The organism is Enterobacter cloacae complex sp. SHL021 (assembly GCF_049237765.1).
Taxonomy (GTDB): Bacteria; Pseudomonadota; Gammaproteobacteria; order Enterobacterales; family Enterobacteriaceae; genus Enterobacter; species Enterobacter cloacae.
In genome coordinates this window covers 1-25,750 of the sequence record NZ_JBMKJG010000019.1, presented here as the reverse complement: position 1 = coordinate 25,750, position 25,750 = coordinate 1, and the positions used below count along the sequence as shown (strand labels likewise).

The window sequence follows — 25,750 nt, the reverse complement described above, 5'->3', positions numbered from 1 at the left end:
AAAACCCGCCGGAGCGGGTCTGTTTTATCTATGTTTTCTTATCTACAAGATAATACCGTTTTCTCATATGAGTCGGATGTCATTGAGGGCACTCTTTCGTAGAGCACGTAACTTGTTTTCCCATTATTTTCTGTTACGTCAAGAACTACGTCATAACCCCCCATTGCCTGAGGGACGAGTATGCTTATGCCATTTTCAAGCGGCAAGGAAGTTACTGGTGTTCCATTTCCAGCCCACTTCCCAGAGACACAAGATGAGAATGAGTTAACGCTCTTATCAGATCCCCCAATGTTTACAGGCTTTGTAGCCCTAACTGAGTCTAAAGATTTACATCCAGTAACGGCGAACATAACTAATAAAATACCAACTACCTTTTTCATTTTCACACCTCCAGAAGTAAGGAGGTTATTAAAATACATAAACGTGAGCAAAGGAAATTCGAAATTCTATTTTTTGACTTTAGCATTTAATTAGTTGCCGCTGCGTTTGATAAAGCAGCCTCAAGCCCTGCAAACGGGTCCTTCGGTTCTGATTGCTCATCGCCACCCCATCGCAGGATCGCATCGTCCAGCGGTACTTTTGCCCCCTGTGAGCCGTAGATGGCAGAGACGAGCTGGGCGGCCTGAATGTCGCCACGGATATCGCCAACCGGACTTTGCCTGTCGTACTCAATCCACATCAGAAGCTCGCTTGCCGTCATATTCTGCCGAAGCTCTGAGAGCGTGCGCCCCATCCGGAGCGCAAGCGACATCAGAAACTTTACGCCGGGGGTTGAGACTTTTCCCGCGCTTCGTCCGCGTTGTTGATCAGGTCAAGCGCCTGTTTGAGCAGGCGTGAATGGACGGGTCCGTAGATTTCACGCACCTGCTCTTCTTCGTCTACGCTGAATACCGGTTGCTTATCGGTGTCACACAGAACGTCAATGAAGAGCACCACGTCAGCGCAAAGATTACGGTGTGCCTTTTCCGATACCGACACATTTTCATCATCAGCACCCGCTTTCACCACTTCCTGCCAGCGCAGCCAGGCTTCACCAGACGGCTCACGCAGAACCACTTTGACGCCTTCCCACTCAGGAACGGCGACCGTCTTATGACGAAAACCCGACATCTTAGCCAGGGCGAGATTTTTAATATTCTTCATGCGACCTCTCAGGAGCCAGACTCGATGTTTTCAGGCTTACCTTTCAGGCGCAGGGAGAACGTTGCCGCCACTACGCCGTTGGTACCGGAAGACCAGGTGTGCTGGCGGATTTCAGCCAGGAACTTAAAGCCCTTGCCGGACGGGAAAATGACCTGGAAAGCGTAGGTCGTATCGTTGTCATACGCATCACGCAAGGCGTCCTGCGCCGGATTCTTGTAGAAGTTTCCGGACAGAGAGATTTCTGACGGAGAAGGCAGGCCGTTGATGTTCTCCTGCTCGGTAGAGCAAAGCGTTGTTACGTCGATATCCTGCTTCTGGCCGCCAGTGAACTGAATTTCTTTGATGGTGCAACTCAGATCGAGGAAGGTTGCGGTATCCATCGTTTCTTTGGTGGCTGGCGCAGAGGAAATAAGGATCTTCGTCAGCTGCGATTTTTCATAAAGTGCAGACATAGCTGTCTCCTGGAAAAAGAAAACCCGCCATCAGGCGGGTTCGTTGGGTGAATTAATTGTCAGGGGGTAACTTTAAAATCCAGGGTGGCACGGTAGAGCCGATAATCTGGCTCGTAACCGGGGATTTTTACCACCTCTGTAGGGTTTAAGGGCTTCAGCGAAGCGAGCGCCAAATCTCTCAGGGTGCGTGATTCAGTGATCGTAGTGGAATACACATCTACCTGAATGGAAACCCTGCTCTCTGCCTGGCCGCACAGCACGTCAGCGGAAACATCATCGACGATGGAAAAAATAATCCAGGGTGGCGAGACAGACGGTTTTCCGTCACTACCTAATGGCGCAACATAGGGGTATACCCGCCCTTCTGCCAGGGAAGAAAGCAAGGCGTAGATATTATCTTCATTCACTTGCTCAATACCTCATCAATAGCCTGATTCATCCTGGCAATGGCGACGCTGGCGGCCTCTTCCTCGCGAGTATCGTAAGCGGGTCGCACAAACGGATGTGCAGGCATGTTCGCGGTGCCCATTTCTACGAATCGCCAGTAAAAGGCGTTTCTCGGGTTATTCGCCTTCATCGTGTTATCGCTGTTGCCGGTGCGCGGGTTAACGCCACGAATATGTACGCCGGAAGTAATTTCGCCACGGCGGCGTGAGCGCTGAGTCAAAACGACCACGTTTTTCTTCAGTTTCCCGGTTCTCTCAGGAGCGCGTGCGATCACTTCTTCCTTAATCACCTCAGCCCCGGCGCGTGTGGCATCACGCAAAACCTTGTTATTTTCAGCGCGGCTAAGTAACTCCAGGTCTTTTGCTATGTCATTCAACCCGGAAAAATCGAGGCTCGTTTCAATCATTTTTCGGCCCCCTGCTTGCAAAGAATTTCGAGCTGAACACCGCGAGAATCTGGAATCGGTGGGCCAATGATATTCAAAATAGCGCCTTTGAACGGTCCGGTTTCAACCCTGAGTCTGGAAGCTGCAGAGATATCGCTACGAAATCGTGTCCATACCCTGATGGTGGCGACTGCGGTTTCAGCACCAGCGGCTACCAGCTCTCGCCCACTGATACCTTTTACTTCTGCCCAGGTTTCTGCGCCGTCGTGCCACGCTTCAACAGGCTGACCTGAAGGATCACGCGATGTTGTGATGTTCTGAATTACCACCCTGTCTCTCAGTCTTCCGGCCTGCATAAAATCCTCCTATACCCCGTAAATTCGGTATGGCTGCAGCAAGGCTTCAACTGCAAGCGGGACCTCAGCAACGGTCTGACCGACGGCCACTGATTCTCTGTTGGCATACCAGTGTCCGATCAGCAGTAACATGGCTGCCTTAACATCATCATTCAGTAGAATCGGGTCCGGGTCGTCTGAATAGCCAGGACTGCTTTCATTCTGATACAGCGTTCGCCTTGTCCATGTCTGGACGTATCGCGCCGCCGCTCCCGTGTATATCTTCAGCAGAGCATCATCGCCGGTAAAATCGGTATCAATGCGGCAGTGCTGTTTCACCACATTTTGATCAAGCATTTGTTTGCCCAGAAAAAAAGCGGCCCGAAGGCCGCAATAGTTATCAGCTACCCGCGCCGGTGCTGAATGAACCGTACACGAACGCCTCAGGGCGTTTCACAGCCAGCGCCAGACGTTCTTCGCAACGGATGGTGATCATGTTTTTCTCGAAGTCGTCGGCGTTCTCCGTGGAGATCACCACGTTCGCATCTTCGCGGTCGAAGATTTGCGCTCCAGCGTTGAATGCACCGGTCAGGAATTTACCCTGGAAGGCTGCCGCTTCCGTTGCAACAACCGGCAGACCCCACAGAGTCGGGCCAGTCAGTGCCGCCGGGTTAGCCAGGATGTAACGGCCCAGGCTGTCTTTTGTCAGCTCGATCCGCGCCCAGTCAATGAAGTGAAGAACATGACCGGATGCCGGGAAGCGCGCCAGCTGCGCCTGCAACATTGCCAGACGCAGATCATCAATCCCGCTCTGTTGTTCGACAGTGAACGCTGGATTAAACGCCGACGCCTGAGGAACGATGCCATGCAGATGAACGCCGGTACCATCACCAAAGAGAATTTCCTGCTCTTCCGCGTACTTCAGCCCGTAGCGCATTTCGGCATCAACGGTGGACTGCAGCTGTGCGAAGTCATCCAGGATCTGCTTTGAAGCTTTGAACAGGTGGGCGATGGTGCTGACGCCAGTGATTTTTGGCGTGAACTCAATTTCGCTGTATGGTTTCTGCGTATTTTCAGGAACCACTTTCGCGTTGTTGGTGAAGCCCGTCTGCTGCACCCAGAAAATAGCCGGGGAAGAAGTGCGACCAGGCGCAATCAGATCGCGGATAAACAGACGCTGCTTCGGTGCCGTATCAATACCCGGCAGGCGCTGAGGCTCCACAACACCATCAGGAACATCCGCAGAAGTCAAAGCAGCCTTCACAGGGATGCTGATACGTTTGCCACCTTCAACACCGGCAGCAAAGGTTTTCAGCGCCTCAGCAGAGATCACCTGCTGGCCGATTGATTCCACAACATGCTTCGCGTTTGCCAGCGGCATCTGGGCAACATGTTGCTCCAGTTCGCCCATTGCTGCCTTCAGCGTTTTTTCTGCCTCACGCAGGGCGTTGAACTCAGAAGCCATTTTATCGACGGCTGCCTTTGTTTCTTCTGACAGCTTGCCTGACTTCTGCGCCTCCTTCACTGCTTCTTCTGCTTTCGCGTTGAACTTGCCGGTTGCCTCTTCAATGCTGGCCGTGACTTTTTTCAGAATATCGTTTACTTCAGACATAAAGGGTCCTTATTTGACTAACGCCGCCAGGGCGCTTTCAAGTGAATTGATGGTTTCAGGTTTGATGTCTTCGGCAGCGCCCGGCGTACCGTCGTTGGTGGTGACAGCGCCAGGCATGCCACCGGATAAGGCTTTAATGAGTTTTCTGCGCTCAGAGCGCGGGGTGTTGGTCTTGGCAAGCAATGCATCAAGTTTGCGAAGCGCGGCTGCAGGCGATTCGTCGCCGTCGCTGACCGCATCAGCAGAAAGCAGGCTGTCTGCCAGTCCCTTCGCCACAGCATCACTGCCACCGATATAGCTTTCCGCGTCCATCAGCTTCTGCACGGCGGCCATATCAAGGCCAGAGCGCGCCGCGTAGATATCAGCCATAGCGGTATCGAAGGGCTCCAGCGACTGTGCCAGTTCCGCAAAGTCATGGCGATTTCCCATCGCGTATACCCAGCAGTTGTGGATCATCAGGAAGGCACCGCGGCCAATCTGAATATCATCCCCGGCCATCGCAATTATCGAGGCGGCGCTGGCGGCAATGCCCAGCACCTTCACCGTTACACGGCCTTCGTATTCGCGGAGCAGGTTATAAATAGCCAGACCTTCGAACATGTCGCCGCCCGGTGAGTTGATATTCACCGTGACGTCGGCACCGTTCATCGCCCGAAGCGCTCCGGCAATACGTTTAGCTGTTACCCCTTCGCCCCAGTAGTCCTGCCCGATAACATCAAAAACAGAAATGCTGTTATCGTCGGTGGCCGCAGCTTTGATCCCACCGTCCCAGCGATCCAGTGCAGACGGTAAAGTTTCACAGGTGACACGCGCGCAGGGACGACCCGCCGGTGCAGCCGGAAGTTGTTTTTTTGTCATGTGGGTTATGCTCCTAAGCGGCCTGCTTTAGAGGCGATTGCTCATATGGAATGTCGGGGAATACGTGATTGTGAAGCTCCCTGATCGCCAGTGCCTGAACGGCAGGATTACTGTTCTCAAGGTTTTTCAGTTGTGTCAGGTTGAGCTGAACGGTGTAAATGTCGCCCCCTTCAATCGGTGGCATGTTCTCCAGACGGCGAACATCATTTCGGGACATCCAGCCATTCTGAAGCGCGCTGGTATAGTATGCAGCGCGACCGGCACTATCGGCTCGCAGTAGACCTTCAACGGAGAACTCTGCAAACACGTCATCATCGCTGTCGAGTAAGCACCGGCCAATTTCCTGCTCAATATTTACCAGCAGCGGTCGAAGGGTATGCGTCAGGAACTGCAGGTTCATCCCCTCAAGACTGGATGCCCAGCTGCTTTGTTTCGTGGTATGACCGACCATGAAAGGAGGCACGCGAAACCAGCGACAAATTTCCTCAATACTGAAAGAACGGCTTTCCAGCATCTGGGCATCTTCAGGGTTCATGGTGACGCCCTGATACTTTAACCCGCCTTCAAGTACCATAATCTTTCCGGCATTTTTAGAGCCGGTAAATGCAGCCATGTAGCCGCGAAGCCTTTCACGTTGTTCATCACTGAGAGCATTTTCAGCGGAGAGAAAACCTGAACTCTGAAGCCCCTGTTCAAAAATCTTTGCCGCAGATTCTTCAACAGCCATCGCGGCACCGATCACATCCCGGCCCGTTTTCATCGGCATCATGCCGCAAACGCCATCCAGACCGAACCCGCGAATGTGCATGATGTTTTTGACGGGAATGACGCGCTCGTTACCGTTTTCAGTGTATTTGTATTCCAGCGCCCCGGTAGTAAGACGTTTAACCACCATGTTCTGCGGCAGCAAAGGCACCAGCGAAACCAGGCGATTTGCGATGAATTTCTTCTCAATGAAGGCGTTCCCGCGCAGGCAAATACTGGCAACCACCATCAGCATAAAGCGTGATGGAGTCATTTCTGAATTGGGACGGCGACACAGTACAGAATAAGCCGGGTGGTCGGTTGCCGCTTTACGCGAACCGTCAGGCTGTCGAACGTATATTTTCAGCGGAAGGGTTGAAATAGACTCGCTTAACAGCCTTACGCATGCCCATACAGCCGATAGCTGGATGGCTTTATCGGCCGTTACCACCTTTCCGCTGCTGCTGGTACCAAACCATTCCTCCCAGAACGTGCCGGTAGTCAGGCTGATAGGCACACCAAGCCAGTTAAGCAGAGCACTTTTAACCCTGCCTGGCCGTTTGTTTTTTTTCATCAGAAACCTACCATGATGGGATTATTGAAGAATCCGGAGAGATCCTGCTGGTCGTTGCCACCGTTAACCAGAACACGGCTCATTGCTGTGAACAATGCCGCCGGGCCATCAATCTTGGCCTCTGGTGTGGACTTGTTAGGAAAAATGTTCTCGTTCCGGTCAGGTTTGACGGTTACGTTGGACATCATCCAGTTCATCACCGGGTGATCGCTGTGATGAAAGCGTCCACCGTATACCAGTGCTTCGACCTCTTTCATCGCCTCAGAGAAATTGCGAACCGTCTGCGGCACTTCCACCAGCGGCAACCCTTCCTCTGCCAGCGAAAGGCTGAACTGCGTTGCACTCCATGGATCAAAGCCGATTTCTTTCAGGCTCTCACCAGCAACCCACGCCTGCAGCTCTTCCTTAATCTGGGCATGGTCGATTACATCCCCGTCGGTAAGGATTAGTTTGTCCATCTCGGCCCACTTACGATAGAGCTCTGCCATCTGACGTGAACATTTCTCAAGGCGTCCCTCCGGCAGCCAGAATTTAAAATCCGCATGAACGTGGCCATCTGGCGCGCGCCAGACTTTAGCGGCTGCACAGATATCAATTTTGTTTGAAAGGTCAACGCCAACCCAGGAGGGATAGGTTTTAAGTTCGTGCTGCGGGGCGATAAACTCGCATTTTTCCCATTTCATCATGTCCATCCAGGCAGACTCAGCGGTAACCCAGATATTCATGTGTTTGGTGAAAAAGTTAATCCTGGCCGAAACCTGCTCTTTCGCCTTTTTAGCCAGGCGGCGCAGATCATCCCAGCGCTTACAGATACCCAGCCCCGGATTCGCCTTCTGCCAGACTTTTTCATCAAAGGGATCGTCACCTTCATCTAAGGTGTAGATGATGGCAAAAAACGTATCGTCTTTTACCAGCCCACGCAGCACCTTGATGGCGTAATCACGCAATTCGTAGCAGATGCCTTCTTTGTTGAAACCGGCGGTGGTGATACCGAAAAGCAGCGATTGCAGACGCGCGCCGGTTGCCGTTTCCAGAACGTCCCAGACGTCACGGGTTTTGTGAGCATGCAGCTCGTCGACGATAGCGCAGTGGATGTTCAGACCATCGAGGTTGTTCGCATCTGATGATAATGGCTCGAACTTGGAGGCCGTTTGCTCCTGGTAGATAGCGAGCTTGTTGAATTCGAAGATCCGCCCAAGCGTGGCTTTCGCCTTCTTGACCATATTTTTCGCGTCTTCAAAAACAATTCGTGCCTGGTCACGGGTGGTTGCAGCGGAATAAACCTCCGCACCGCCCTCGCCGTCGGCACCAGCCATATAAAGCCCCACGCCGGAGCAAAGAGTTGATTTGGCATTTTTACGGGCCACCTCAACATCTGCTGTACGAAAGCGCCGAACCATTACTGGACGACCGCTACCGTCGTTACGCAGGACGGTTTCTCCCGTTTCTTCGTTAACCAGCGGGATAACGAAACCAAAAATATTAATCAGGATGAAAACGTGCCAGTCCATCAGCTCAATAGGCTGTCCTGCCAGTGCGCCTTTTACGTGAGGTACAAAATTATAGAAATTCAGAATGTGCTGCGCGCGCGGTTCACTGAAGAAAATACCGCGCTCTTCGCCATGTGCCAGATCGTCAAGAAAACGCTGACAGGCAAGGCGCACATACTCACAGGCAATAATTTCCCCCGCCACCACCCTCTCGGCGTAGCGGATGCCTTCTGCAACCTTAGCCATTAATCCCTCGCTTTCATAAACTCGGTCAGCGGATCAACCACATCAGGACCTTTGGCATTCACCTTAGAACGGCTTGCTGGCGTCATGCCAAACTCACCGAGCATGGCGCGCAGACGTTTCCAGGCATCAGCTTTCATGATGGCCGCCGGGTGAGCCTTGATCAGCACATCCCCGCTCTGCGTTTCGGTCCGGTAGGTGTAGCCCTCAACTTCAAGCGTGTCGCAGTGATGCCGGTATTCGGTATAGGCCTCAACCAGCAGCTCAAGGGCTCTGGCATCAAGCTGAGACATCACACCGATAGCATCAAGCTCGTCGGCCATCCGTTTAAACCAGTATTTCCCCTGCTTGTCGAAATGCTTCGGCGTTGGGGGTACCCCTGAAGGGGGTTTTGGTTCGTTCTCATTGATCGGGCGTTTAGATGGGTTACCCCTCACCAAACGTAGATGGGTCGGGGTTTTCGGTGGTCCAGACATAATCGAAAACTCCTATTAATCATCGAATGGGGGACCCCATAAAAAAGTTTTCTAACCTGCGGCGATGTGAAAAGAGGTTAGGCGGCGGTCCTTTAGGCTGATTTCCCTGAGGTTTTTACCCGCCCTCCCCCAGACTGCGCAAATGAGAGCTGATATCATTTAACCGACTCAGGCACGATTTTCGCCAGTTTCCGGCTCGGGGGACCACTGTTACCAATCCGTGGGCTGAACACCTTACTGATGTCCCAGCCCGCCTTCAGTCGATATTCAATCGAGTTTCTCGAAATCCCCAGGTAATCAGCCCATTCGTTAAGGCACATCGTCTTACCATGAGCGGTATATCTGCGATCGGATTTCTCTCGCATTGTCCTTCTCATCTTGTCTACGCCTCGCTTCTGATTGCACACAGGGCAACTTGGCACAAGATTGTCAGGCTCGTTATTGGTCTTACAGTCATCGAGGTGGTCGATGTGAAGGGTGTCCCAGCCAACGGTTTTTGCACACCAGTGACAACGGAACGGTCCAGCCCCATGTTTGTCGTAATAGACTTTCCGGTGCTCGTAAACACGAGGACTCCCACATGCCAAAGGATGATCGGGCGCATACACCAGCAGATATCCGCCAGTGTGCTCCAGCTTGCCATCCTTTCTTGTGCTGAGCTTCTCTGTCGTTCCATGACGCCGGACGCGCATGTAGTGCTTTTCACAGTAGTGGCTGTTACGGGATCGTACCGATAATTCGCATCCATCCACTATGCAGGCAGCATGGGCGTGCGGAAGCCCTGAACCATGTTTCGATTCAGTCATCTTCACCTCGTTACTTAATTTATGTTCAGGCGCTCGCGTGCTGTCTTGGCTTTATGGCAGCCGCGGCAAATTGATTCCAGATTAGAGAGATCGTCAGTACCGCCGTGAGCTTTCGGCTTGATGTGGTCCACCGTCTCAGCGGGTGTATACCTTCCATTTCGCAGGCATTCCTGACAAAGGTGTTTGTCTCTGTCGAGAACGATTGGGCGCAGCCTGTTCCATTTGCTGCCATAACCTCGCTGATGTCTGCTCTGTCCTCGCTGATGCTGCTGCCAGCCTTCGTTAAGGTGCTGGGGACAATAGCCTGAGCGGTCAGTGGTTGTGCCAGGGCAGCCACGCTTGCGGCATGCTCTCGGTATTAACGCAGGCATCAGGCTAACCTCCACGCCCTGCGGCGTTCTGTGCGTGGCGCTGAGTCGGGGTGACGCTCAACCGGTTCACCATCTGCATGGTCCACCAGCGAGTAACACGGATAGATCACTGAGCCACCCCATGCATCACCCACAGCGTAATCGGCGGGCTTGCTGTTATCCCAGCGGGATAGCACGCGCTGCACATGCTCAGGCGGGACGCTGTAGCAAACGCCGTGAATGAGTCTCGACAGCGTGATGTAATCAGCGCGAGTCTTATCAGCCACTATTAGCCGCTCAGCAATCTGCATCTGATACTGCGGCGGTCGGCCGGTACCGAGATAAAAGCTCAGCATGTCGTCAGGAAAACGAGCCAGCCAGTCCTGAGCCTTATAACGAAAACCATCAACGGGTAATGCATCCTCTTCGATGATAATCACTCTGTCTGATTGCTCAGCAGCCCAACGAAGAGCGCGAAGGTGGTTTGAATTTGCACCAGCACTATGCTCATCCATGAAGACAATGTCAGCCTCAAGCTTACTCGCTAACTCTTCAGCCATGGTGCGGCGGGAATGGTGAGCCACGATAGCGATCAACATCTGTCAGCCTCATTGTGTGTGAAGTGCTCAAGTCTGGCAGCAACAGCTGCGTCCCTGGCTTCTTCAAGTGACACGAATGTTTTCCTTAGAACAAACTTGCCATTGAGCTTAACTTGCGCGAGCCAGCGCCTGTTGCCGCGATTCAGATAAGTAACCCCGAGTACTCCGGTTTTACTATTTTTCTTAGCGCCGCCGAGGTTCTGATTGTTCTCGCTTCTGCTGGCCAACCTGAGGTGATTGATATTGCAGCAGAGCCTGTTGCGACAAATATGATCGACATCCATACCATCAGGAACAGGACCGTTCACGGATTCCCAAACAAAGCGATGCACACGTAATGCCTTACCGCCAGTTCGTATGCTGCCGTAACCTGTTTTTAACTTTGCTCCGGTCCATACCTGGCATTCGCCTTCAATCTTTGTCCTGGCCTTAATTGCTTCCTGTGGCGAGCTATAAACTGTGTTCCTCACAACCAACGGATCACCGTATTTCCGCCATCTGAAATAGTGCTTTCCGCACATCCCTCTTTTTTCAGAACTATTATCGCAGTCATTCACGGAACATTTTTTAGTCATGTGCATATCTCGCAACCAATAAAAAAGGCCTCCGAAGCGACCTTGATTTATTTTTCAAACTATTTATGGCGAAACCACGCACACTCTCTACCGACACCATCAGTCTTAAAAACTGTGTGGATGCGCGGGCCGGTGACAATTCGATCGCCAAAAGACTTAGCGACAATGCCAAAAGCGATCATGTCACCCACCGCGGCGCCAGCCTGTTCTTTCTTCCAGAAACGATAACTCTCGATCCGGTAGTAAAGACGGATGATGCCGTGAGCGAACGCCATCACATCAGCGCGGGTACCACCTAGCAGACCAGCGTTTAGCATCACCTCGTTGCGGTGCGCTTCGATGAACTCCTGATAGATACGCTCTGGATGATTCTGCTTTGCCCAGGTGTCGGAGTAGGTCTTCGGTTCAGAACCGACGTAAACATTTCCGGGCTGCATTTCATCCCACGGTGCGCGAAGCATTTCGACATCGGTTCCATCAGTACACCAGACGAACCGGTATTCAGGATGATCTCGCAGGTGCTGCCAGATATGCAGCCAGCGCCGGAAGTAGACATTCATCTTCACGTCAGGGACGCGGTACAGCTCAACGTCTGCCGGTGCCGTATGCAGCTCATCCACCAGCGCAATACGGCTACAATTCCGAAGTGATGAGGCCCATTTAGCCAGCATGTCAGGTGAGGCTGCCATTTTCGTACCGCGCTGAGGGTCAGGCTGGCTGGTCAGTAACGTAGTGATTACCACGTCGCGTTGCCGCCGGTACTCCACATACCCGGTAAAACCGGTATCGCGCCGTTCGTTGTGGATTTTAACGTTACGTTCTACCAGCGCCTGCCGGTCTGGTTTCGGTACCGAACGCTCCACTGCTTCATGCTCATCGAGAGAATGGATCAGTTTTTCTGAACCGACCACATCACCATAAGCCCATGTCGTCAGGCCAGCATTATGAATGCGCAGGGCGAGGTCACTGTGTTCGTACATGCCGCGACCGTAAACCGGATCGAAACCGCCAACCTTCTCGATAGCGCTGCGGTGGTAGTAAAGCATCACGCCGCGCTGCCCGGTGTAGGCAACATGCTTATCATCACGGTACAGTTCCGCCATGTCGTTCAGCTTATTGCGCCCGGCCAGATCCAAAAACTGGTAAGCCAAGTGCGGCTCTGGTGATTCGATGTAAGGGAGGTGCCAATCGTCAGCGATAGGCCAGGCGTCATCATCCCATAAAAACAGATGCTCGCACCCGGCATCCATCAGGGCAGACAGGCTGGCGTTCTTCGAAGCAACAATGCCGAGTGATGTTTCATGTCGATGCAGCTGAACGCCGTCGGGCACTACCGCTGCAGGTTTTGAACCATCATCGACAACCACCACCAGCGCACCGGCGGGAAGATGCTTCATGTGCTGTTCGAGCGCTCGTTTCAGAACTTCAGCGCGCTGGTGTGTCGTTATTGCAATTCCGATCCGTGATGAAACGACGCTGGCGGGAGCGTATGGGACACCATCAATAGTGACCTGCATAAAACCTCCCGTCAGATTCCACGCCGTAAGGAAGTCCAGATCGCACCGCCTGGCTGCATAGCTTGTTGAATAGTTTCGTCCACAACATTTTTGATGGACTGCTGTAAGGCGGTCTCTAACGCGTTTTGGTGATTGGCGGCAACCGCCAACTTTTCAGCCAAAATCTTCACGCGGCTTTTACCATCGTCAACATCGAGTGCCATGCCAGCAACGTGCAGTTTGCCGCCGTGGTTCACGTTCATCTTTACGCTATAGTTGGCAGACACTGCGGCATCACCAATCATCGTATCGGTAATATGCACCTGACAGTGAATCGGCGTTCCGTTTATCAACTTTTCAAATGCTTTGCTGCTGCGAATCTCTTCACAAATTTCATCGAGCGCCTTTTGAGCGCATTCAAGCTCAACCCCGAGCGGGGAGTAGTATTCCTGCTTCACCGTCTCACCAAAGCGCGTATTGACCAGGTGCTTAATAGCAAACTCCTGCCCTTCAGCAGTCAGGAACGTAAAATGATTTACCTTCCCATAGGCTGTTGCTGTGAGTCGGGTTTCAGCCAACCCCAGCTCGCGAAGCTGTGCTGCACCAGATTTAGATGGCAGCTCGCCACTTTGCAGCGCACCACGGAAAAACAGCGCATACAGAACATCAGTCGCCGCACCGGACAACGTAATAATTTTCTGACTCATGATTTATTTCCTTTTAGGCGTGAGCCTGTCGCACGGCAAATCCGCCGAAAGTTAACGGTTTGCCCAGGCTCACAGCTGAAAGACTTTCTTTGATGTGCGCGTGCGATGCGCATAAAAAAGCCCCGCGGATGCGAGGCTGTTATTTGAGGCACTGATCTTTGATGTAGTCCTGAAGATACCCAACCTGCTTCGTCACTGTGACGATTCGCTCTCTGAGGGTGAAATAATCCCGTTCAGCGGAGTCAGTAAGTCGGGGGCTGGTAGCATCGCCCAGGCTGCCGGTGCCGGTCGCTCCGTTGGCGGGACAGTTTGCGTTGAGCTGCAGCCGCTTACGGCCAGCAATGACATCGCTATGCAGACGCTCAATGGTTTCTTTCGCATCAGCCAGTTCTCCGGTGTATTTGGCATCCAGCGCAGCCACATCTCGCTGGCGCACCTTCATGTCATCGATGGTGTCATTAGCCTGACTCAGCTTCTCATTCGCTTTGTCGCGCTGGTTTTTGTAGGTGATAGCGTTGTCGCGATAGTGATTAACAGCCCATACCAATGAGCCCAGCAGCACTATGACCACAATCGGCAGCCACAGCCTCTTGATGACGGCGCCGATCATGATTTTGGCTCTGCTACATAACCACCAGCCTCTTTGAATTTCTTCAGGAGGTTTTCAACCTTGTGCTCATGCTGGCCATAACCTGCGCCGGGCAACGACGCCCAGATGTTGCTGCAGCGGTCAATGGCCTGACGGATATAGCCTTCGTCGATGAGCTGCAGGGCACGGCTCTCTTTAATCTGCTGCAATGCCACCGCATCCTGGCTGGCCGGGGAGAAATCCCTGAGGCCAAGCTGCGACCGATAAGCATCCCAGTAGCGAGAAAGCAGCTGGTAGCGGCCGGCAGCAGTAGATTTCAGCCTGGGGTTAAGGGTGATCAGTTTGCGAGGGTGATCTGCGTAGCTCGTGAAGAGCGAACCGCCCACGATGACATCATAGCCATGGTTCTTAGTTGGCTGACCCGGTTTATCGGTTCCCTCTGACCATGCGAGCATATCCAGGAAGGCTTTTCGCTGTGAATTGAGAGCTTGCATGATTTACTCCGAGATAACGACCTTAGCCAGATTTCCCCGGGCCAGCCATACCGCCATACAGATGACGGAGTTCAGCAGCAGATCGCCGAGGTTAACCTGTACGTAGTGGCCGAGCAGAATGTTGAAGGCGTTGAATCCGGCGGCAAGAATGACCAGGTAGGCCAGCACCGCGACACTCAGGCGATGACGCTTTCCCTCTTTCCGGAAAAACATCAGCCTGACCATGATTAACAGGCAAACTATGGCGTTTGCATCCATCAGAAGAAGCTGCCATGTCATTTATCTTCCTCCCCCAGCCCCGGCATCTTCCCGCTTTTGGATTTGCGGAGAATACGCAGCAGGACTGCCACGGAAATGGAAGCAGTGACAATTGCACCGACAGCTGGCGATACCTCAATGCTGGCCGGTGGCTTCATCAGGCTTAACGGCGTGTTGATGATTCCGGCCATGATTTTCGCCATGGGTACGGAGAAGAACACGCCACTGATAAACGATATCAGCGCAAAGATAGCCTGCTTCCAGAGTTGATGGGGATCTGAGGTCAGAACGTATAGCGCAGTTCCGGCAAGTGATCCGAGCATCACTGCTGGAGTCGCCTCCGGAAACAGCGTGGCAAAGGTTACACCGACTGATGACGATGTAAGACCAACGCCTACGATAGTGAAGGTCTCAGACATATTTATTCCGTGTGTAGTTGGTTCAGGACCTCGGGACGATTTAACAAGTAGGCGTGTCGATGATGGTTCCCGGGCCTGAAAATAAGAAAAGGCTACCCATTGGCAGCCCTTAGAAACAACAAAACCCCGCCGTAGCGAGGTTTTTTATATTTTCTTTCTAACCGTGGACATACAAAGCCCATCGTTAGTGTCAAATTACATCAAAAACGGCAACATTGCAAGCATCGTGACGTTAAATTACGCGATATCCGTCAAATTATCGCTTCTTGTCACTTTTTTCAGTTGGGTATTTGAATAGCTCTCTTCCTGAAAGCAGCGAGAAACAAGCATTTCGTAGAATGGCTTCCAACTGTATCGCCAGGTACGATCAGGTAGGCTTGGCAGTTCAGAGAAGATTCCCCGGTAAGCAACAGATGATTTTGGTCTGCTGTATCCTCGCCCTTCGCAGCGCTTGCATTCCTTATAAACAGGTACGCCCTGCAACTCAGTTGCTTTACGGTCCAGTGTCTTTCCTGTTCCTCCACACTGGCAGCGCTTACTTATTTTCCCGGTGCCGTTGCATTTTGCGCAGAGTGATTGCTCAACGTTCTTCACATCCCGCTTCTTTTCGAAAGATGATGGCGACTGTCCAAGGTCTTTTGCCCACTGTGGAATTCTCATTGTGTAATGGCTTTTGGTGACCGTACCGACTTTTTCAATGAGGCCTTTACCGTGGCATTTAGGGCAATCGGATAAATCAGCAGCTGATGATGCATAGTCGTTATAGGCGAACTTAGCGAGGATAAGCATACAGAGGGGAAATTTCTTTCCGGCGAGACGGCGAACTGCAAAAGGTGCTGATTGTTTGGCATATTCAGCAAGCCAGTTAATCGAGGTTTCTCTGTCCTGCTTGCTTACCCCGGCTTTACCAAGATACATAGCAAGGCCAATTCCCGCATCTGCCTGGGTCATACCCAGCGCAGCCATAACATCAGTAACCGTCAGTTGCTCGCTGGCAGTAGCGCGAACACTATCGGAAATATGCATTCCTTTTGGGGCAAAGAATTTAACAACGTTATCGAGGTCCATGAGCGTCTCCACTTACGCCAGTACGCCAATTGCCAGCGCACGATCTAAAAACCGAAACAACAGCGTTAACTGGTCGCCGTATTTCGCTTCAAATGCCACGGGATCAGCGTGCAACTCGTCGTGATGCGCTCTGCACAGCGGTATCACAAACAGGTCATGCGCTTTGGTACCCATTCCACCCTGCCCGTGGCCAATCAGGTGATGGGGGTCGTCTGCCGGGTTATTGCAGCAACTGCACTGCTGCGACTTCACCCAGCGGGTGTACTTATCGTTCTCCCAGCGGCGGCGCTTTGGCCTCAGCATGAAAGATTCCGGTGATTCAGGATCGACCTTCACCGACACTATCTTCTTAGCTTTCTCCTGGAGGATTTCAGTCGCCGGTAATGACGGAACAATTTCACTTTCCCGCATTACTGATCTGTGAGATTCAGGCTTAATCCTGAGTGCTTTGCTTGCCAGAGACTCAGGGATTAAGTCAGCCAGATCGTTACGTACCATCCACCAGCAGAACTCTGGAAGAGTTAACGTGTGGTCAGCGTTGAAACCTAAATCACTATTAACCCTTTCCAGTATCCATTTTACCAGGTTCTGCATGGCAAGTGCCGCAAGTCTTTCAGTGGTTTGTTCACGTAATTGGTTATCACAGCCCCAGCAAAGACGAATACTGCCGGGTGCATGGCGCAGGATTGTGAAATCTCTGGCGTGCCAGTCGTTATGTGGCCACTGACATTCGTATTTGCGTTCAAGCCAGGAATCAAGTCCACTCAGGCCGCCAGCACGCTGAATAACCCTCTCATTCACGAAAAGCGCCTGCATACTTACATCATCTGTCAGTGGCTGGTGAGCTTCAGGGATAAGCCCTGATGGCAGATGCTTGATGGCTTCAGAGGGTGTTTCAATCACTACCCTGCCGCGACGAAATAGCCACAGCAGTTCATTGCCAGGGCGGAACAGCACCACCCCGGACATTGGAGCTACTTCAGGTGTCAATATGGCTCTCACGCAACATGCCCCTTAGCGATATGTTCAGCCCACAGTCCACCAATCCAGCGCACGCCCTTTGCGGTGAAGCGGGACTGATTGAATGCGTAGTTGGTCTGGTTGGTGGTGCCGGTCTTAACTTCAAAGCGCCCTGCTTCGATGTGTTTGCTCTTCGGAGTAAGAACGCGGTTCAGGCGGTACATGATGCCGTTCTCAATGAGGAACATTGCGAACTCCGGTTCTTTAGCGTTCAGGAGCTTGGCAACCTGACGGAACGTCATTGAGCCAGTGGCTTTGACATAGCGGTCTACAAATTCAGCCTTTGGCGCGGCTATAGCCAATTCTTCACTGAGGCGTTGCTTCTGTTCGGCAAGATCAGCGGCCAGGCGTAGTGCTTCAGGAAGCGTTTGTGGTACCACCATCCCGTCCCCGCTCTCCAGTTCCTGCCACCGGTCAACCAGACGGGCGGTAAACTCCGGGCAGAGCTGAGCAACGATCACATAGCTGTCTCGCTTGTTGACTTCGTAGTAGTGGTACACCTGCTGGTTCTGTGGGTGGGTGTACTGCATTGCAGCATACCCCCCAATCACGCCAGAATTCATGAGGCGCTCGATGGTCACACAGACGTTGCTGTGGCGCGAGTCGACCAGCTTTGCAATCTCACGGCTGGACATCGTTATTTGCTGCCCAATCGCGGCGGCGTGGTGAGTCGGACACATTACGGTGATATTCATCTGATTCACGCTCTTCTCCACTTATCAGGCGGCTGCACCCGCCAGAGGTTCATGTTTCTTGATCGATATCTCTACTCGTCCACCAGGTACTTTCGGGCCCCACTCCACCAGCATTCTCTGCACCTGACTGTCATCCTCCCAGATGCCAGCGTGAGTAAGCGCGTCAAACAGAGCCTTGTTGTAGTTGTCGATATCGCGACGACGTTCGTCTGGTGGGTACAGCATGATTTCGACGGCTGCAGGTGCGGTTGAAGGCTTGGGAAGGAAGCGCAACTGCTCGACGATAGCCACGCAGGCAGCGCTTTGATATGCCCTGCCTTTGGCGCTGATAAGATGACGACCTTTTAACGGCCCCTTATTCGGGGCTCGCCAGTAGGTGTTTACGCTCGGCGGGAACGGGAGCACCAGTTTCATAAAGTCACTCCCTGTTTCTTCAACCATTCAACAGCTTTATCTCTGGCCTGGTCTCCACCGGATAAGAGGTCTTTAATGATAGACACCGGATCTTCATCAGATTCCGTTTTGACGATGGTAATGCCCCTGGCAGCGCCAGGAGCAACGGTGATGTAACCCTTTTTCTGAATAGCCTTCACATGCTCAGCAGCAGCGTTCGGTGATGCACAGCCAATTAACCCGGCCAGTTCCAGCATCGTGGGTGGGAATCCTGTTCTGTCCTTGTATAGCACTATGGCATCCAGCACTTCACTTTGACGCGGCGTTAATTCGATCATGACTCGACTCCATAACGCCCGTTCAGGCGTCCAATTACGCTGTTGAACATCACCAGACTTACGCCCATAGGCTTAACCTTCTCGTGGTACTCCTTCAGGATCGGAGGTACAGCCTCATTCCAGCTTGGCTTAGGCTTTTTCTTCAGGGCTTTCTTAATGGCATCAGAGCATTGACGGGCAACGTCACGAACCGCGTTCTCCTGCTCGGTTGATAGCTTCTTCATGCTGCATGCTCCCGGTTATTTGCCACCGAAACAGCAACGCCGGGAATCAATTCAACCGCAGCTGACTCAGCCTGATTCCCCCAATGGTCCCAGCCTGGCGCACCGCAACGGCTAAACAGTTCGATGCGAGGAACATCACCGTAAAGCTTCTCCAGACGGAAGCGGGCATCAGCTGGTTTCTGGCTGTGTTCACCCAGTGGGCTGTAGATAACCTGCTTTATGCTGGCGCACTGACGTTCCAGTCCATTCCCTCTGGTGGCGATCAACATGTCTTCAGTATTGGCTCGGGTGTAGTTTCCGCCATTCATGCGGGTCTGCTCGTTTAGCAGGTTGAGGAAGTCGTAAAAGTCCTCTACTCCACCGGCCTGAAGCGCTTTGTTGATGTGCTGCTCTGCCAGTTGGTTGAACTTAACCCAGGTGAATCCCTTCATGGTGCGGACCTTAAAGCCCCACGCTTCCGCCAGTTCAATAGCTTCTTTGGTGTGCGTACCGGTGAACCACATAGCCAGAACAGCATCATCGGCAGCCAGGTCCCAAACAGGCAGACGTTTCATGTCGATCAGCTTCATCGTGCCGTAGTGATTGGTGGCAGCACCGTTGCTGACGGTGTTCCCGTATTCCCAGGCTGGGTCTGCGTAAATCAGTGAGTATTTCATCAGATGTTCCTCGCCTGGCCAGCCAGACACCATGCATCAGTTGGCGCTTTAACTTTCGGAGCCATGCTCAGGCAGCGCTGGCGCTCAATGAGTATCTTCATTCGCTGCTCTTCGCTTTTTGAACGGTTGAAGGCATCCATCAGAACTGTGGCTGCACGCTGATACAGCCCCTTTTCAAAAAGGCCTTGAGCCTTTTCCATCATCGCTGTTACTGCCGGGTCAGGTGATTCTTCCTGCTGTGTAGAAACTGGAGTATCTGCACGGTTAATTTTCATTACAGAACGTCCTTCGCTTACATCTCCCCCAGGTGCTTTAGCGAAATACTGGTAACACTTGCCGTTGTGCTGGCGGGTAGCGCGATTCAGTTTTACCAGGTGACATACCCCGCGCTGCACTGCATGAACATCGTACTGAGGCATAGACGCCGCAATTTCTTTGTTCGTTAACCCAGGGTTAGTGGCGATGAAAATCTGAATGTCTTTCAAGAGGCTCATGGCTTAGCTCCTCTGAAACCTGCTGGGATTGCTTTATCTGGCCCGCCGAAGGTAAGGGAGTTTTTCTTACGTGCTGCATCCCAATCTTCGCGTTGTGGTCTGCCCTTCGCATCCCAGCGAGTTGCAATCTGTAGGTAGCCTGGGAAGTTTCCGGGGACAAACAAAGTTTTTGGACGCATGTACTGGTAATCCTTCAGTCCTTTCCAGTGCTCATGCTTGTAATCGACCACCAGCATGAGTTCTTCGGGAGTGAAGCCCTCGCGAAGTCTTGCGCGGATGTTATCCAGCGACGCAGGGCAATTCTGGAAACGAGAACCGCTCACCTGGTTGAGATGTTTCAGTACCAGTCTGGAATTGTCAGTCAGCAAAACTTCAGGATCAGTCTTCTTGCCAGCACTCTCATCGTCGGGTTGCGTGGCAACCTGACAAGAAGGTTTTTTATCTGATGGATCAGTAGTTGATTTTACTGACGGATCCCCACCAGATTCTGACGGGTGAAAACTGCCATTATTACTGTTTTTCGACGCATCAAATTTTGACGGGTCGGATTTTGATGCATCAGGTTTTGACGCGTCAGATTCTGACAGGTGAGAAAAGGCAGAATCACGGAGCTTTTGGACGTTCAGCTGATAAACGTTGGATGCATTACGGTTTCCCTTACGACGCTGCTGGCGAGTCAGCCAACCGTCTTTTTCCAGCTGAGAAATAGCTGTGCGTACCGTGCTCTCACCAGCACCAATCTGGCGCGCGATGGTAGCAATGGAAGGCCAACTAACCCCTTCATCACTGCTGAAGTCTGCCAGACGCGCCATGATGGCAACGCTGGACAGCTTCATGCCTGAAGAAGCGCAAGCGTCCCAAACGTAACCGGTTAATTTAGTGCTCATGGTCGTCCTTTAACTCTGTAAATTTACGCTGGAATTGGTCAAGAGGGCTGAAGCACTCATGCTCGTACCCTTCGCGGAGGTATATAACGCGTCGAGTCTCGGGCTCCCATCTGATGACGCGGACCGGGACGCCGTAGTGGTCTTTGAATCGCCGGTTAACTTCAGCCATTCTTCACGCCCCTTCTCGTTCATCTGAGCAAAAGCCTCTACCATCGCGTTCTCAGGCTGGTAGTTGTTCTTACCAGGCTGGTCGTTTAATCTCTCCACATAGCCGAACGGGGAATCTTTTCCCACCAGCGGAAGGCATCTGAATTGCTTCGCTGGTCTCAATCGGTTTAAACTGTTCATGCGTTAGTTTCTCCACTGAATACGACACGCCACGACGCCCGGAGCTGCACACTCGCGGGCGTCACTTCTTTTGGCTTTTCTTACGGCTAAACAGCGCGACAATCGCGCGGATTTCTTCTTCACGCGCAGCCAGGTGACGGCGGTGATGTTCGTGAATCTCATCGGCTTCATGCGGTTCAATAACTCCGTCTTCCAGGGCTTTCTGGATAATCTGATCGACCTGTCCGCGTGCTGCTGCAGTTCTCATGGCGCGGGTGAAAAGGTCCACGCGATCGAGGTCTTCCAGTTGCGGAACGTCCACCAGCAGAGCGCCGCGACGTTGTGCGAAGTAATCCGCCAGGAGAGACGTGTTTGAAATGTCTTCCATCGCCTCCAGCTCGTTAACTTCGAAGAAGCGACAGCCGTTCTTCTCGTACAGGTTGTTGTTGAACTGCGTCACTGACATGCCAATAGCACCGGCCATAGCCTCACGGCCACCTGGGTACGCTTTGCACATCGCTTTAACTACTTCTTTCAGGCTTGGCTCTACCATGTTGTTTTTCCTTCGCTTAGAATTTGCCTATCGGCGTAAAAAGGAATCTATGAATTTGCAAAATCCACTTTCTAAGTTGGCCCTTGATGCCTGGTACAAGGTATTGATTGCTCTCGGAGCTTTCGTTTTCCTGCTTGCTGGCGCTGGCATGTTCCCCGCATTTCCAGCAGGTGCTACAGGTCTTATCGCTCTTGGATGCGTGGGAATCGGTATTGGTGAGTGGATTAACCACCCGCTTAAAACCGCCATTTACCAAGAGAATTGTTTTCGGGAACGTGTCTTCACTTTTAAGTGGAGAAGCCCTAAACCCGTTGGACTGATCTTCGATACTATCGGCGCACTGCTTTTGGTTATTGGCATAGTCAAACTCTTCTAACTTCCAACCCTTAAGCGTCACTGTTGAGTTTTCTCGGTCAATTTCTACGGACCCTGGAACTGATTTACCAAGTCGCTCAAAAAATTCGTAGTCCATTCACCTACCCCTCTGTATTTCCTTTGGTAGTTACGTAAGGCTGGTTGTTGGGTTACGGTGTTACTGCAACGTCAGGATCAGCAGGTTTGTTTTTGTTTGGGAATGGTCGTACTTCCTCGGCTTCAATCTTCCCGTCTTCGTTAACCAGGATATTTACCCGGCGATTACGCTTGAGAGCTTTGCTGATTGCGCTTTGGTATACCCCAAGTGCCTCAGCTGTTTTCGCCTGACCGTTTTCCAAAACATATTCAGATAGCGGAATAATCTTCATTGGTTTTCCTCGTGGTTTGCACATAAGAAGTATCACTGTTAGTGATAAATATGTCAACACTAGCGGTGATTGGTGATTATGCCGTGCGGTGATAAATTATGAGAATGAAAAAGAAACCATTGACCGCCGAACAACTTGCCGACGCCAACAGGCTGAAAGCTATTTTTGAGTCCAAGAAAAAAGCGCTGGGGCTCTCACAGGAGACTTTGGCTGAACAAATGGGTATGGGGCAAAGTGGTGTCGCTCAGTTACTGAATGGCACCAACGCTATCAACGCTACTCATGCTGCACAGTTCGCTAAAATTCTCGGGGTAAAAGTCGATGATTTCAGTCCATCCCTTGCAGCTGAGATATCAGCTATGTTTGAGGCGATTGCTAACGGAAGAAATCAATCCTCTGTGTATGAGTACCCGCTATTAACCGAAGTACAAGCGGGATCATTTTGCCCAGTTAATTCATACACAGAACGCGATGCGAAGGAGTGGGTTTCAACCACTGTTAAAGCCAGCGATTCTGCATTTTGGCTTGAGGTATCAGGCCATTCAATGACTGCTCCCCCAGGAGTAAAGCCAAGCTTTCCTGAGGGAATGCTCATACTCATAGATCCAGAACAAGATGTTGAGCCCGGTGATTTCTGTGTTGCTGGTATATTCAACGATTCAGAGGTCACTTTTAAAAAATTTGTTCGTGAAGACGGGAAGCCCTGGCTCGAACCTCTAAACCCTAGCCCTCGCTATCAGGCCATTGAATGTAATGAGAATTGCAGGATAATAGGCAAAGTTGTTAAGGCCCAATGGCCTGAAACTATCTTCGAATAAGGAGCCAATCGGCTCCTTTTTTTTGCATCTTTTTTCACCTTACTAATCATAAAGTTAACACTAGGTGTGATATTTTTATCACTACAGGTGTTGACCATTTAATTACTATTGGTGATACTCATTATGCGCCGGGGTGATGATGTTTAAGATCATCGGTAGGTTAGCAGTACGGCATATGGCACATGTGCCGTAGCGGTCCGGGGATTCCTTAGGCAGTATCCCGATCCAGCGGGTAGCCGGAATGTGCAAGCCAGTTGTGTACGACAGCCAGAGACGTTTCACCAGCGTGGCGATCAGGTGTGACACCTCGGAAGAGACGAGGCCATAACAGGTAAGAGCATTGAGCGATGTCGGAGATCGCCATTCTTGGTAGAGGGTTCGAATCCCTACTCATTGCTCTTTCCGTTGTGGTGAATGCGCAGGCTGATGCGCTGGCCGCCAAGGTGTATCTTCTGTCACGCAACCTGATGAGAGTAAAACTAGCAATACGCCGAAGTGTTTCTCATCTAAATGAAGAAAAGCCGGAGATCAGCACCGGCCACCACAACCAAATCACGTTAGGACCGTGGTAACCCGTAGTAGCTGTACCAGATGCTGTGTGTAGTCTTGGCGGTCGGCAGTTGTGAATGTCCTTAATGTCGACCGCCTCTTTTCACAACTGAAAGCGCGTTCAGCCGGTTCCTTGAGAGGCCTCAGTCGTTAAATCAAACTCAGGAGAACGCGATCCCAATTGTGGAGAAGCTAACTGGCGGTGGCAGCCGCCCGTTTCACTAAGTGCCCTGGTTGGGTGCTTACTAAAACGAAACCACTTTAATTTTTGTCGCCATCTGGCGAGGGATTCGTGCAACCAAAAATCAGCGCTGTGCAGAGCGCTCATAACACGGAGAAACTATCCATGACGAACACACAGAACGTCACCGAGTTACAACCACGCATGACCAGAGAGCAGTTGATCGACGCTGCGCGTACTGCAGCTAAGTATCTTCCTGTTGCTTCAGCACAGCTTATGAATGAGCTTGCTAATCGCCTGGACATTACCAGCGTCGTGCTGTGCGAAGCTATGGCGCAGCGTAAGGCACTGGCCGAGCAGAACACCACCCTTCGTCAATATGTAGCGAGTTGGGCAAAAGAATGCGACCGCATTGTTGAGCGCCACACGAAGACCAGAACAAATATGCACCTGCTGGAAGCCCAGCGCGAACTTCGTGAGTTGGCTCCTGTCGTCATTACCCTGAATAACGAGGTTGCTCTCTAATGGCTAACTCATTCAAGCAAATGACCAAGTCAGGTGTTATTAAGCGCACCGACACCGGGATGTTTATCGCTCTTTCTGATATCCACGTTCGTGAAGGTTTCAACAAGCGTGAAGACGATGAACGCACCCGCCAGGCTGATGATGACCTGTTCAACTACCTGATGAACGGTGGTTCTGTTCCCCCGCTGGAGGTTATCGCCCGTGATGAAGGTGGCGTATGGGTTGTCGAAGGTCCCCGTCGTCGCCGCTGCTATGCGCGCTGTGCTGAAGCTGGAAAGCCCGTAGACCGCATCCACATTATGCCGTTCAACGGTAACGATGTGCAGCGCCTGGCTCGCATCATGACCAGTAACAACCAGCTCCCGCTCTCCGATATGGAACAGGCTGCAGTCATTCAGGAGCTGCACAACGCCTTCAATCAGACCACCAGCGAGATCGCAAAACTGGTCAACAAGTCTGTTCCTACTGTCGAAAAGCTACTGCTTCTTAGCACAGCTAACCACGACGTTCAGAAAGAAGTTAAATCCGGGTCAGTGTCTGTTGATGTGGCCGTTGAACGCGTAAAAGAGTTCGGCGAAAAGGCCGGTGAGGTTCTTCAGAAGGATAAAGCTTCTGCAGCAGCAAAGGGTAAGAAGAAAGTTACCCGCAGCGTTATAGCGCCGGAGATTAGCGTGAAGAAAGCGCGACGTCTTGTTGAGCTGATCAGCCTGGCGGGTATAAGCGACACAGGTGTTATCTCTCTCGAAGGATTGGTCCATTCAGAAGTCGTGGAAATAATTGACGAGCATAAAGCCATAGCATCACAACGTTCAGGAGCCTCAGCATGAAACCGAGTTATGAAGAACTTGAAGCCAGATGCGCGGCGCTGGCTGCGGAGCTGAGTGCAGTTGAAACAATTCACAACGACGCCGTGTTCATCACAGACGAACACTATGAGCAATGCCCGCCGGAAGTGCAGAAAATGATTCGTTCACTGGCGGTGTTGCAGATTCCTGCGTACCAGGCTTTCCTGGCTGAAGTGCGGGCTCAGGGTGTGGATGCATCGATTAACACAGTCATTGCAATGATGAACCATCAGCATCCTGTCACATCGAAGGCAATCGACATATTGCGCGTCCATGCCTACCAGCTTCGCAAAGGAGTGCAGTCATGATTACAGGAACCTCAAATTACGACGAAGTGCCAGTGGTGCCATGCACAATCTGCGGCGGTTACTACAAGGCTGAT

40 protein-coding genes and 1 pseudogene are annotated in these 25,750 nt (G+C 51.9%); 5 read left to right on the top strand and 36 right to left on the bottom strand.

Features of this window, described 5'->3' with window-relative positions; genetic code table 11:
• Positions 1-38: 38 nt before the first annotated feature.
• The 36 genes and pseudogenes from ACOTZF_RS18355 to ACOTZF_RS18180 all read right to left on the bottom strand — a co-directional run bounded on the left by ACOTZF_RS18355 (position 39) and on the right by ACOTZF_RS18180 (position 22,450).
• Positions 39-380, bottom strand: a complete 342-nt coding sequence (locus ACOTZF_RS18355) for a hypothetical protein (RefSeq protein ID WP_071698626.1) — start codon at positions 378-380, stop codon at positions 39-41.
• A gap of 86 nt (positions 381-466) precedes the next feature.
• A complete protein-coding gene (locus ACOTZF_RS18350; RefSeq protein ID WP_045342758.1) occupies positions 467-751 on the bottom strand; it encodes a phage tail assembly protein T in 285 nt (94 codons plus the stop codon).
• An 8-nt stretch (positions 752-759) separates the two neighbouring features.
• The gene (locus ACOTZF_RS18345; protein ID WP_001549114.1) at positions 760-1,143 is read right to left on the bottom strand and encodes a phage tail assembly chaperone; all 384 of its coding nucleotides are present in this window, start codon (positions 1,141-1,143) and stop codon (positions 760-762) included.
• 32 nt (positions 1,144-1,175) lie between these two features.
• A pseudogene (locus ACOTZF_RS18340) lies at positions 1,176-1,595 on the bottom strand (phage tail tube protein); the annotation flags it as partial.
• A gap of 59 nt (positions 1,596-1,654) precedes the next feature.
• Positions 1,655-2,002, bottom strand: a complete 348-nt coding sequence (gene gp17 / locus ACOTZF_RS18335) for a tail completion protein gp17 (RefSeq protein ID WP_045619482.1) — start codon at positions 2,000-2,002, stop codon at positions 1,655-1,657.
• Complete coding sequence (locus ACOTZF_RS18330) at positions 1,999-2,448, bottom strand: HK97-gp10 family putative phage morphogenesis protein (protein ID WP_154693979.1); 450 nt, start codon at positions 2,446-2,448, stop codon at positions 1,999-2,001. Before ACOTZF_RS18330 ends, gp17 begins: the two co-directional genes overlap by 4 nt.
• Complete coding sequence (locus ACOTZF_RS18325) at positions 2,445-2,783, bottom strand: phage head closure protein (RefSeq protein ID WP_045261729.1); 339 nt, start codon at positions 2,781-2,783, stop codon at positions 2,445-2,447. The genes ACOTZF_RS18330 and ACOTZF_RS18325 overlap by 4 nt, the downstream gene beginning before the upstream one ends.
• A gap of 9 nt (positions 2,784-2,792) precedes the next feature.
• Complete coding sequence (locus ACOTZF_RS18320; RefSeq protein ID WP_154693978.1) at positions 2,793-3,119, bottom strand: head-tail connector protein; 327 nt, start codon at positions 3,117-3,119, stop codon at positions 2,793-2,795.
• Positions 3,120-3,162: 43 nt separating this feature from the next.
• The gene (locus ACOTZF_RS18315) at positions 3,163-4,374 is read right to left on the bottom strand and encodes a phage major capsid protein (RefSeq protein WP_058679255.1); all 1,212 of its coding nucleotides are present in this window, start codon (positions 4,372-4,374) and stop codon (positions 3,163-3,165) included.
• A 9-nt stretch (positions 4,375-4,383) separates the two neighbouring features.
• Positions 4,384-5,232, bottom strand: a complete 849-nt coding sequence (locus tag ACOTZF_RS18310; RefSeq protein WP_083020801.1) for a head maturation protease, ClpP-related — start codon at positions 5,230-5,232, stop codon at positions 4,384-4,386.
• A gap of 13 nt (positions 5,233-5,245) precedes the next feature.
• The gene (locus ACOTZF_RS18305; RefSeq protein WP_058679253.1) at positions 5,246-6,550 is read right to left on the bottom strand and encodes a phage portal protein; all 1,305 of its coding nucleotides are present in this window, start codon (positions 6,548-6,550) and stop codon (positions 5,246-5,248) included.
• Entirely contained in the window at positions 6,550-8,286 is a 1,737-nt protein-coding gene (locus ACOTZF_RS18300; protein ID WP_154693977.1) for a terminase large subunit, read from the bottom strand. Before ACOTZF_RS18300 ends, ACOTZF_RS18305 begins: the two co-directional genes overlap by 1 nt.
• Positions 8,286-8,759 carry a phage terminase small subunit P27 family gene (locus tag ACOTZF_RS18295; protein WP_047731779.1) on the bottom strand — a complete coding sequence of 158 codons (474 nt, stop codon included), beginning with the start codon at positions 8,757-8,759 and terminating at the stop codon, positions 8,286-8,288. The genes ACOTZF_RS18300 and ACOTZF_RS18295 overlap by 1 nt, the downstream gene beginning before the upstream one ends.
• 155 nt (positions 8,760-8,914) lie before the next feature.
• Positions 8,915-9,565, bottom strand: a complete 651-nt coding sequence (locus ACOTZF_RS18290; protein WP_047357529.1) for an HNH endonuclease — start codon at positions 9,563-9,565, stop codon at positions 8,915-8,917.
• A gap of 14 nt (positions 9,566-9,579) precedes the next feature.
• Positions 9,580-9,936, bottom strand: a complete 357-nt coding sequence (locus ACOTZF_RS18285; protein WP_421636186.1) for an HNH endonuclease — start codon at positions 9,934-9,936, stop codon at positions 9,580-9,582.
• Positions 9,936-10,514, bottom strand: a complete 579-nt coding sequence (locus tag ACOTZF_RS18280) for a hypothetical protein (RefSeq protein WP_310856448.1) — start codon at positions 10,512-10,514, stop codon at positions 9,936-9,938. The genes ACOTZF_RS18285 and ACOTZF_RS18280 overlap by 1 nt, the downstream gene beginning before the upstream one ends.
• Entirely contained in the window at positions 10,508-11,089 is a 582-nt protein-coding gene (locus tag ACOTZF_RS18275) for an HNH endonuclease signature motif containing protein (protein WP_162270596.1), read from the bottom strand. The genes ACOTZF_RS18280 and ACOTZF_RS18275 overlap by 7 nt, the downstream gene beginning before the upstream one ends.
• Positions 11,090-11,148: 59 nt before the next feature.
• Positions 11,149-12,606: a glycosyltransferase family 2 protein gene (locus tag ACOTZF_RS18270; RefSeq protein WP_421636185.1), complete on the bottom strand. Its 1,458-nt coding sequence runs from the start codon at positions 12,604-12,606 to the stop codon at positions 11,149-11,151.
• An 11-nt stretch (positions 12,607-12,617) separates the two neighbouring features.
• The gene (locus ACOTZF_RS18265; protein WP_421636184.1) at positions 12,618-13,292 is read right to left on the bottom strand and encodes a phage tail tip fiber protein; all 675 of its coding nucleotides are present in this window, start codon (positions 13,290-13,292) and stop codon (positions 12,618-12,620) included.
• A 139-nt stretch (positions 13,293-13,431) separates the two neighbouring features.
• Positions 13,432-13,902 (bottom strand): lysis protein, encoded by a 471-nt coding sequence (locus ACOTZF_RS18260; protein WP_421636183.1) that lies wholly within the window; start codon positions 13,900-13,902, stop codon positions 13,432-13,434.
• Positions 13,899-14,375 (bottom strand): glycoside hydrolase family 104 protein, encoded by a 477-nt coding sequence (locus ACOTZF_RS18255; protein WP_250128986.1) that lies wholly within the window; start codon positions 14,373-14,375, stop codon positions 13,899-13,901. The genes ACOTZF_RS18260 and ACOTZF_RS18255 overlap by 4 nt, the downstream gene beginning before the upstream one ends.
• Before the next feature lie 3 nt (positions 14,376-14,378).
• Positions 14,379-14,654 carry a phage holin family protein gene (locus ACOTZF_RS18250; RefSeq protein ID WP_063139172.1) on the bottom strand — a complete coding sequence of 92 codons (276 nt, stop codon included), beginning with the start codon at positions 14,652-14,654 and terminating at the stop codon, positions 14,379-14,381.
• Complete coding sequence (locus ACOTZF_RS18245) at positions 14,651-15,052, bottom strand: putative holin (RefSeq protein WP_001514183.1); 402 nt, start codon at positions 15,050-15,052, stop codon at positions 14,651-14,653. Before ACOTZF_RS18245 ends, ACOTZF_RS18250 begins: the two co-directional genes overlap by 4 nt.
• Positions 15,053-15,289: 237 nt before the next feature.
• A complete protein-coding gene (locus ACOTZF_RS18240; protein WP_421636182.1) occupies positions 15,290-16,120 on the bottom strand; it encodes an antitermination protein in 831 nt (276 codons plus the stop codon).
• A gap of 12 nt (positions 16,121-16,132) precedes the next feature.
• Positions 16,133-17,122, bottom strand: coding sequence for a DUF968 domain-containing protein (locus ACOTZF_RS18235; RefSeq protein ID WP_421636181.1), 990 nt, complete (start codon positions 17,120-17,122; stop codon positions 16,133-16,135).
• Complete coding sequence (locus ACOTZF_RS18230; protein WP_421636193.1) at positions 17,119-17,835, bottom strand: phage antirepressor KilAC domain-containing protein; 717 nt, start codon at positions 17,833-17,835, stop codon at positions 17,119-17,121. Before ACOTZF_RS18230 ends, ACOTZF_RS18235 begins: the two co-directional genes overlap by 4 nt.
• 24 nt (positions 17,836-17,859) lie before the next feature.
• Positions 17,860-18,249, bottom strand: a complete 390-nt coding sequence (locus ACOTZF_RS18225) for a RusA family crossover junction endodeoxyribonuclease (RefSeq protein WP_023338483.1) — start codon at positions 18,247-18,249, stop codon at positions 17,860-17,862.
• On the bottom strand, positions 18,246-18,566 hold the full coding sequence (locus ACOTZF_RS18220) for a LexA family transcriptional regulator (RefSeq protein WP_254676258.1): 321 nt from the start codon (positions 18,564-18,566) through the stop codon (positions 18,246-18,248). Before ACOTZF_RS18220 ends, ACOTZF_RS18225 begins: the two co-directional genes overlap by 4 nt.
• Complete coding sequence (locus ACOTZF_RS18215) at positions 18,563-18,790, bottom strand: hypothetical protein (protein ID WP_023337120.1); 228 nt, start codon at positions 18,788-18,790, stop codon at positions 18,563-18,565. Before ACOTZF_RS18215 ends, ACOTZF_RS18220 begins: the two co-directional genes overlap by 4 nt.
• Entirely contained in the window at positions 18,787-19,446 is a 660-nt protein-coding gene (locus ACOTZF_RS18210; protein WP_421636180.1) for an MT-A70 family methyltransferase, read from the bottom strand. The genes ACOTZF_RS18215 and ACOTZF_RS18210 overlap by 4 nt, the downstream gene beginning before the upstream one ends.
• Complete coding sequence (locus tag ACOTZF_RS18205) at positions 19,446-19,940, bottom strand: hypothetical protein (protein ID WP_421636179.1); 495 nt, start codon at positions 19,938-19,940, stop codon at positions 19,446-19,448. The genes ACOTZF_RS18210 and ACOTZF_RS18205 overlap by 1 nt, the downstream gene beginning before the upstream one ends.
• Positions 19,937-20,827 carry a conserved phage C-terminal domain-containing protein gene (locus ACOTZF_RS18200; protein WP_421636178.1) on the bottom strand — a complete coding sequence of 297 codons (891 nt, stop codon included), beginning with the start codon at positions 20,825-20,827 and terminating at the stop codon, positions 19,937-19,939. Before ACOTZF_RS18200 ends, ACOTZF_RS18205 begins: the two co-directional genes overlap by 4 nt.
• Entirely contained in the window at positions 20,817-20,996 is a 180-nt protein-coding gene (locus tag ACOTZF_RS18195; RefSeq protein ID WP_421636177.1) for a DUF4222 domain-containing protein, read from the bottom strand. The genes ACOTZF_RS18200 and ACOTZF_RS18195 overlap by 11 nt, the downstream gene beginning before the upstream one ends.
• 240 nt (positions 20,997-21,236) lie before the next feature.
• Positions 21,237-21,707, bottom strand: coding sequence for a YmfL family putative regulatory protein (locus ACOTZF_RS18190; protein WP_421636176.1), 471 nt, complete (start codon positions 21,705-21,707; stop codon positions 21,237-21,239).
• Positions 21,708-21,723: 16 nt separating this feature from the next.
• Positions 21,724-22,179, bottom strand: coding sequence for a hypothetical protein (locus ACOTZF_RS18185; RefSeq protein WP_349403093.1), 456 nt, complete (start codon positions 22,177-22,179; stop codon positions 21,724-21,726).
• Between the two features lie 52 nt (positions 22,180-22,231).
• Positions 22,232-22,450: a Cro/CI family transcriptional regulator gene (locus ACOTZF_RS18180; RefSeq protein ID WP_023305900.1), complete on the bottom strand. Its 219-nt coding sequence runs from the start codon at positions 22,448-22,450 to the stop codon at positions 22,232-22,234.
• A gap of 98 nt (positions 22,451-22,548) precedes the next feature.
• On the opposite strand from ACOTZF_RS18180, the gene ACOTZF_RS18175 reads away from it, so the two are divergent.
• The 5 genes from ACOTZF_RS18175 to ACOTZF_RS18155 all read left to right on the top strand — a co-directional run bounded on the left by ACOTZF_RS18175 (position 22,549) and on the right by ACOTZF_RS18155 (position 25,676).
• Positions 22,549-23,268, top strand: coding sequence for a LexA family protein (locus tag ACOTZF_RS18175; protein ID WP_126304565.1), 720 nt, complete (start codon positions 22,549-22,551; stop codon positions 23,266-23,268).
• A gap of 347 nt (positions 23,269-23,615) precedes the next feature.
• Positions 23,616-23,840 carry a hypothetical protein gene (locus ACOTZF_RS18170; RefSeq protein ID WP_421636175.1) on the top strand — a complete coding sequence of 75 codons (225 nt, stop codon included), beginning with the start codon at positions 23,616-23,618 and terminating at the stop codon, positions 23,838-23,840.
• A 323-nt stretch (positions 23,841-24,163) separates the two neighbouring features.
• Complete coding sequence (locus ACOTZF_RS18165; RefSeq protein WP_421636174.1) at positions 24,164-24,523, top strand: hypothetical protein; 360 nt, start codon at positions 24,164-24,166, stop codon at positions 24,521-24,523.
• Positions 24,523-25,350, top strand: coding sequence for a chromosome partitioning protein ParB (locus ACOTZF_RS18160; protein WP_421636173.1), 828 nt, complete (start codon positions 24,523-24,525; stop codon positions 25,348-25,350). Before ACOTZF_RS18165 ends, ACOTZF_RS18160 begins: the two co-directional genes overlap by 1 nt.
• Positions 25,347-25,676, top strand: coding sequence for a hypothetical protein (locus ACOTZF_RS18155; protein ID WP_421636172.1), 330 nt, complete (start codon positions 25,347-25,349; stop codon positions 25,674-25,676). The genes ACOTZF_RS18160 and ACOTZF_RS18155 overlap by 4 nt, the downstream gene beginning before the upstream one ends.
• Positions 25,677-25,750: the final 74 nt, after the last annotated feature.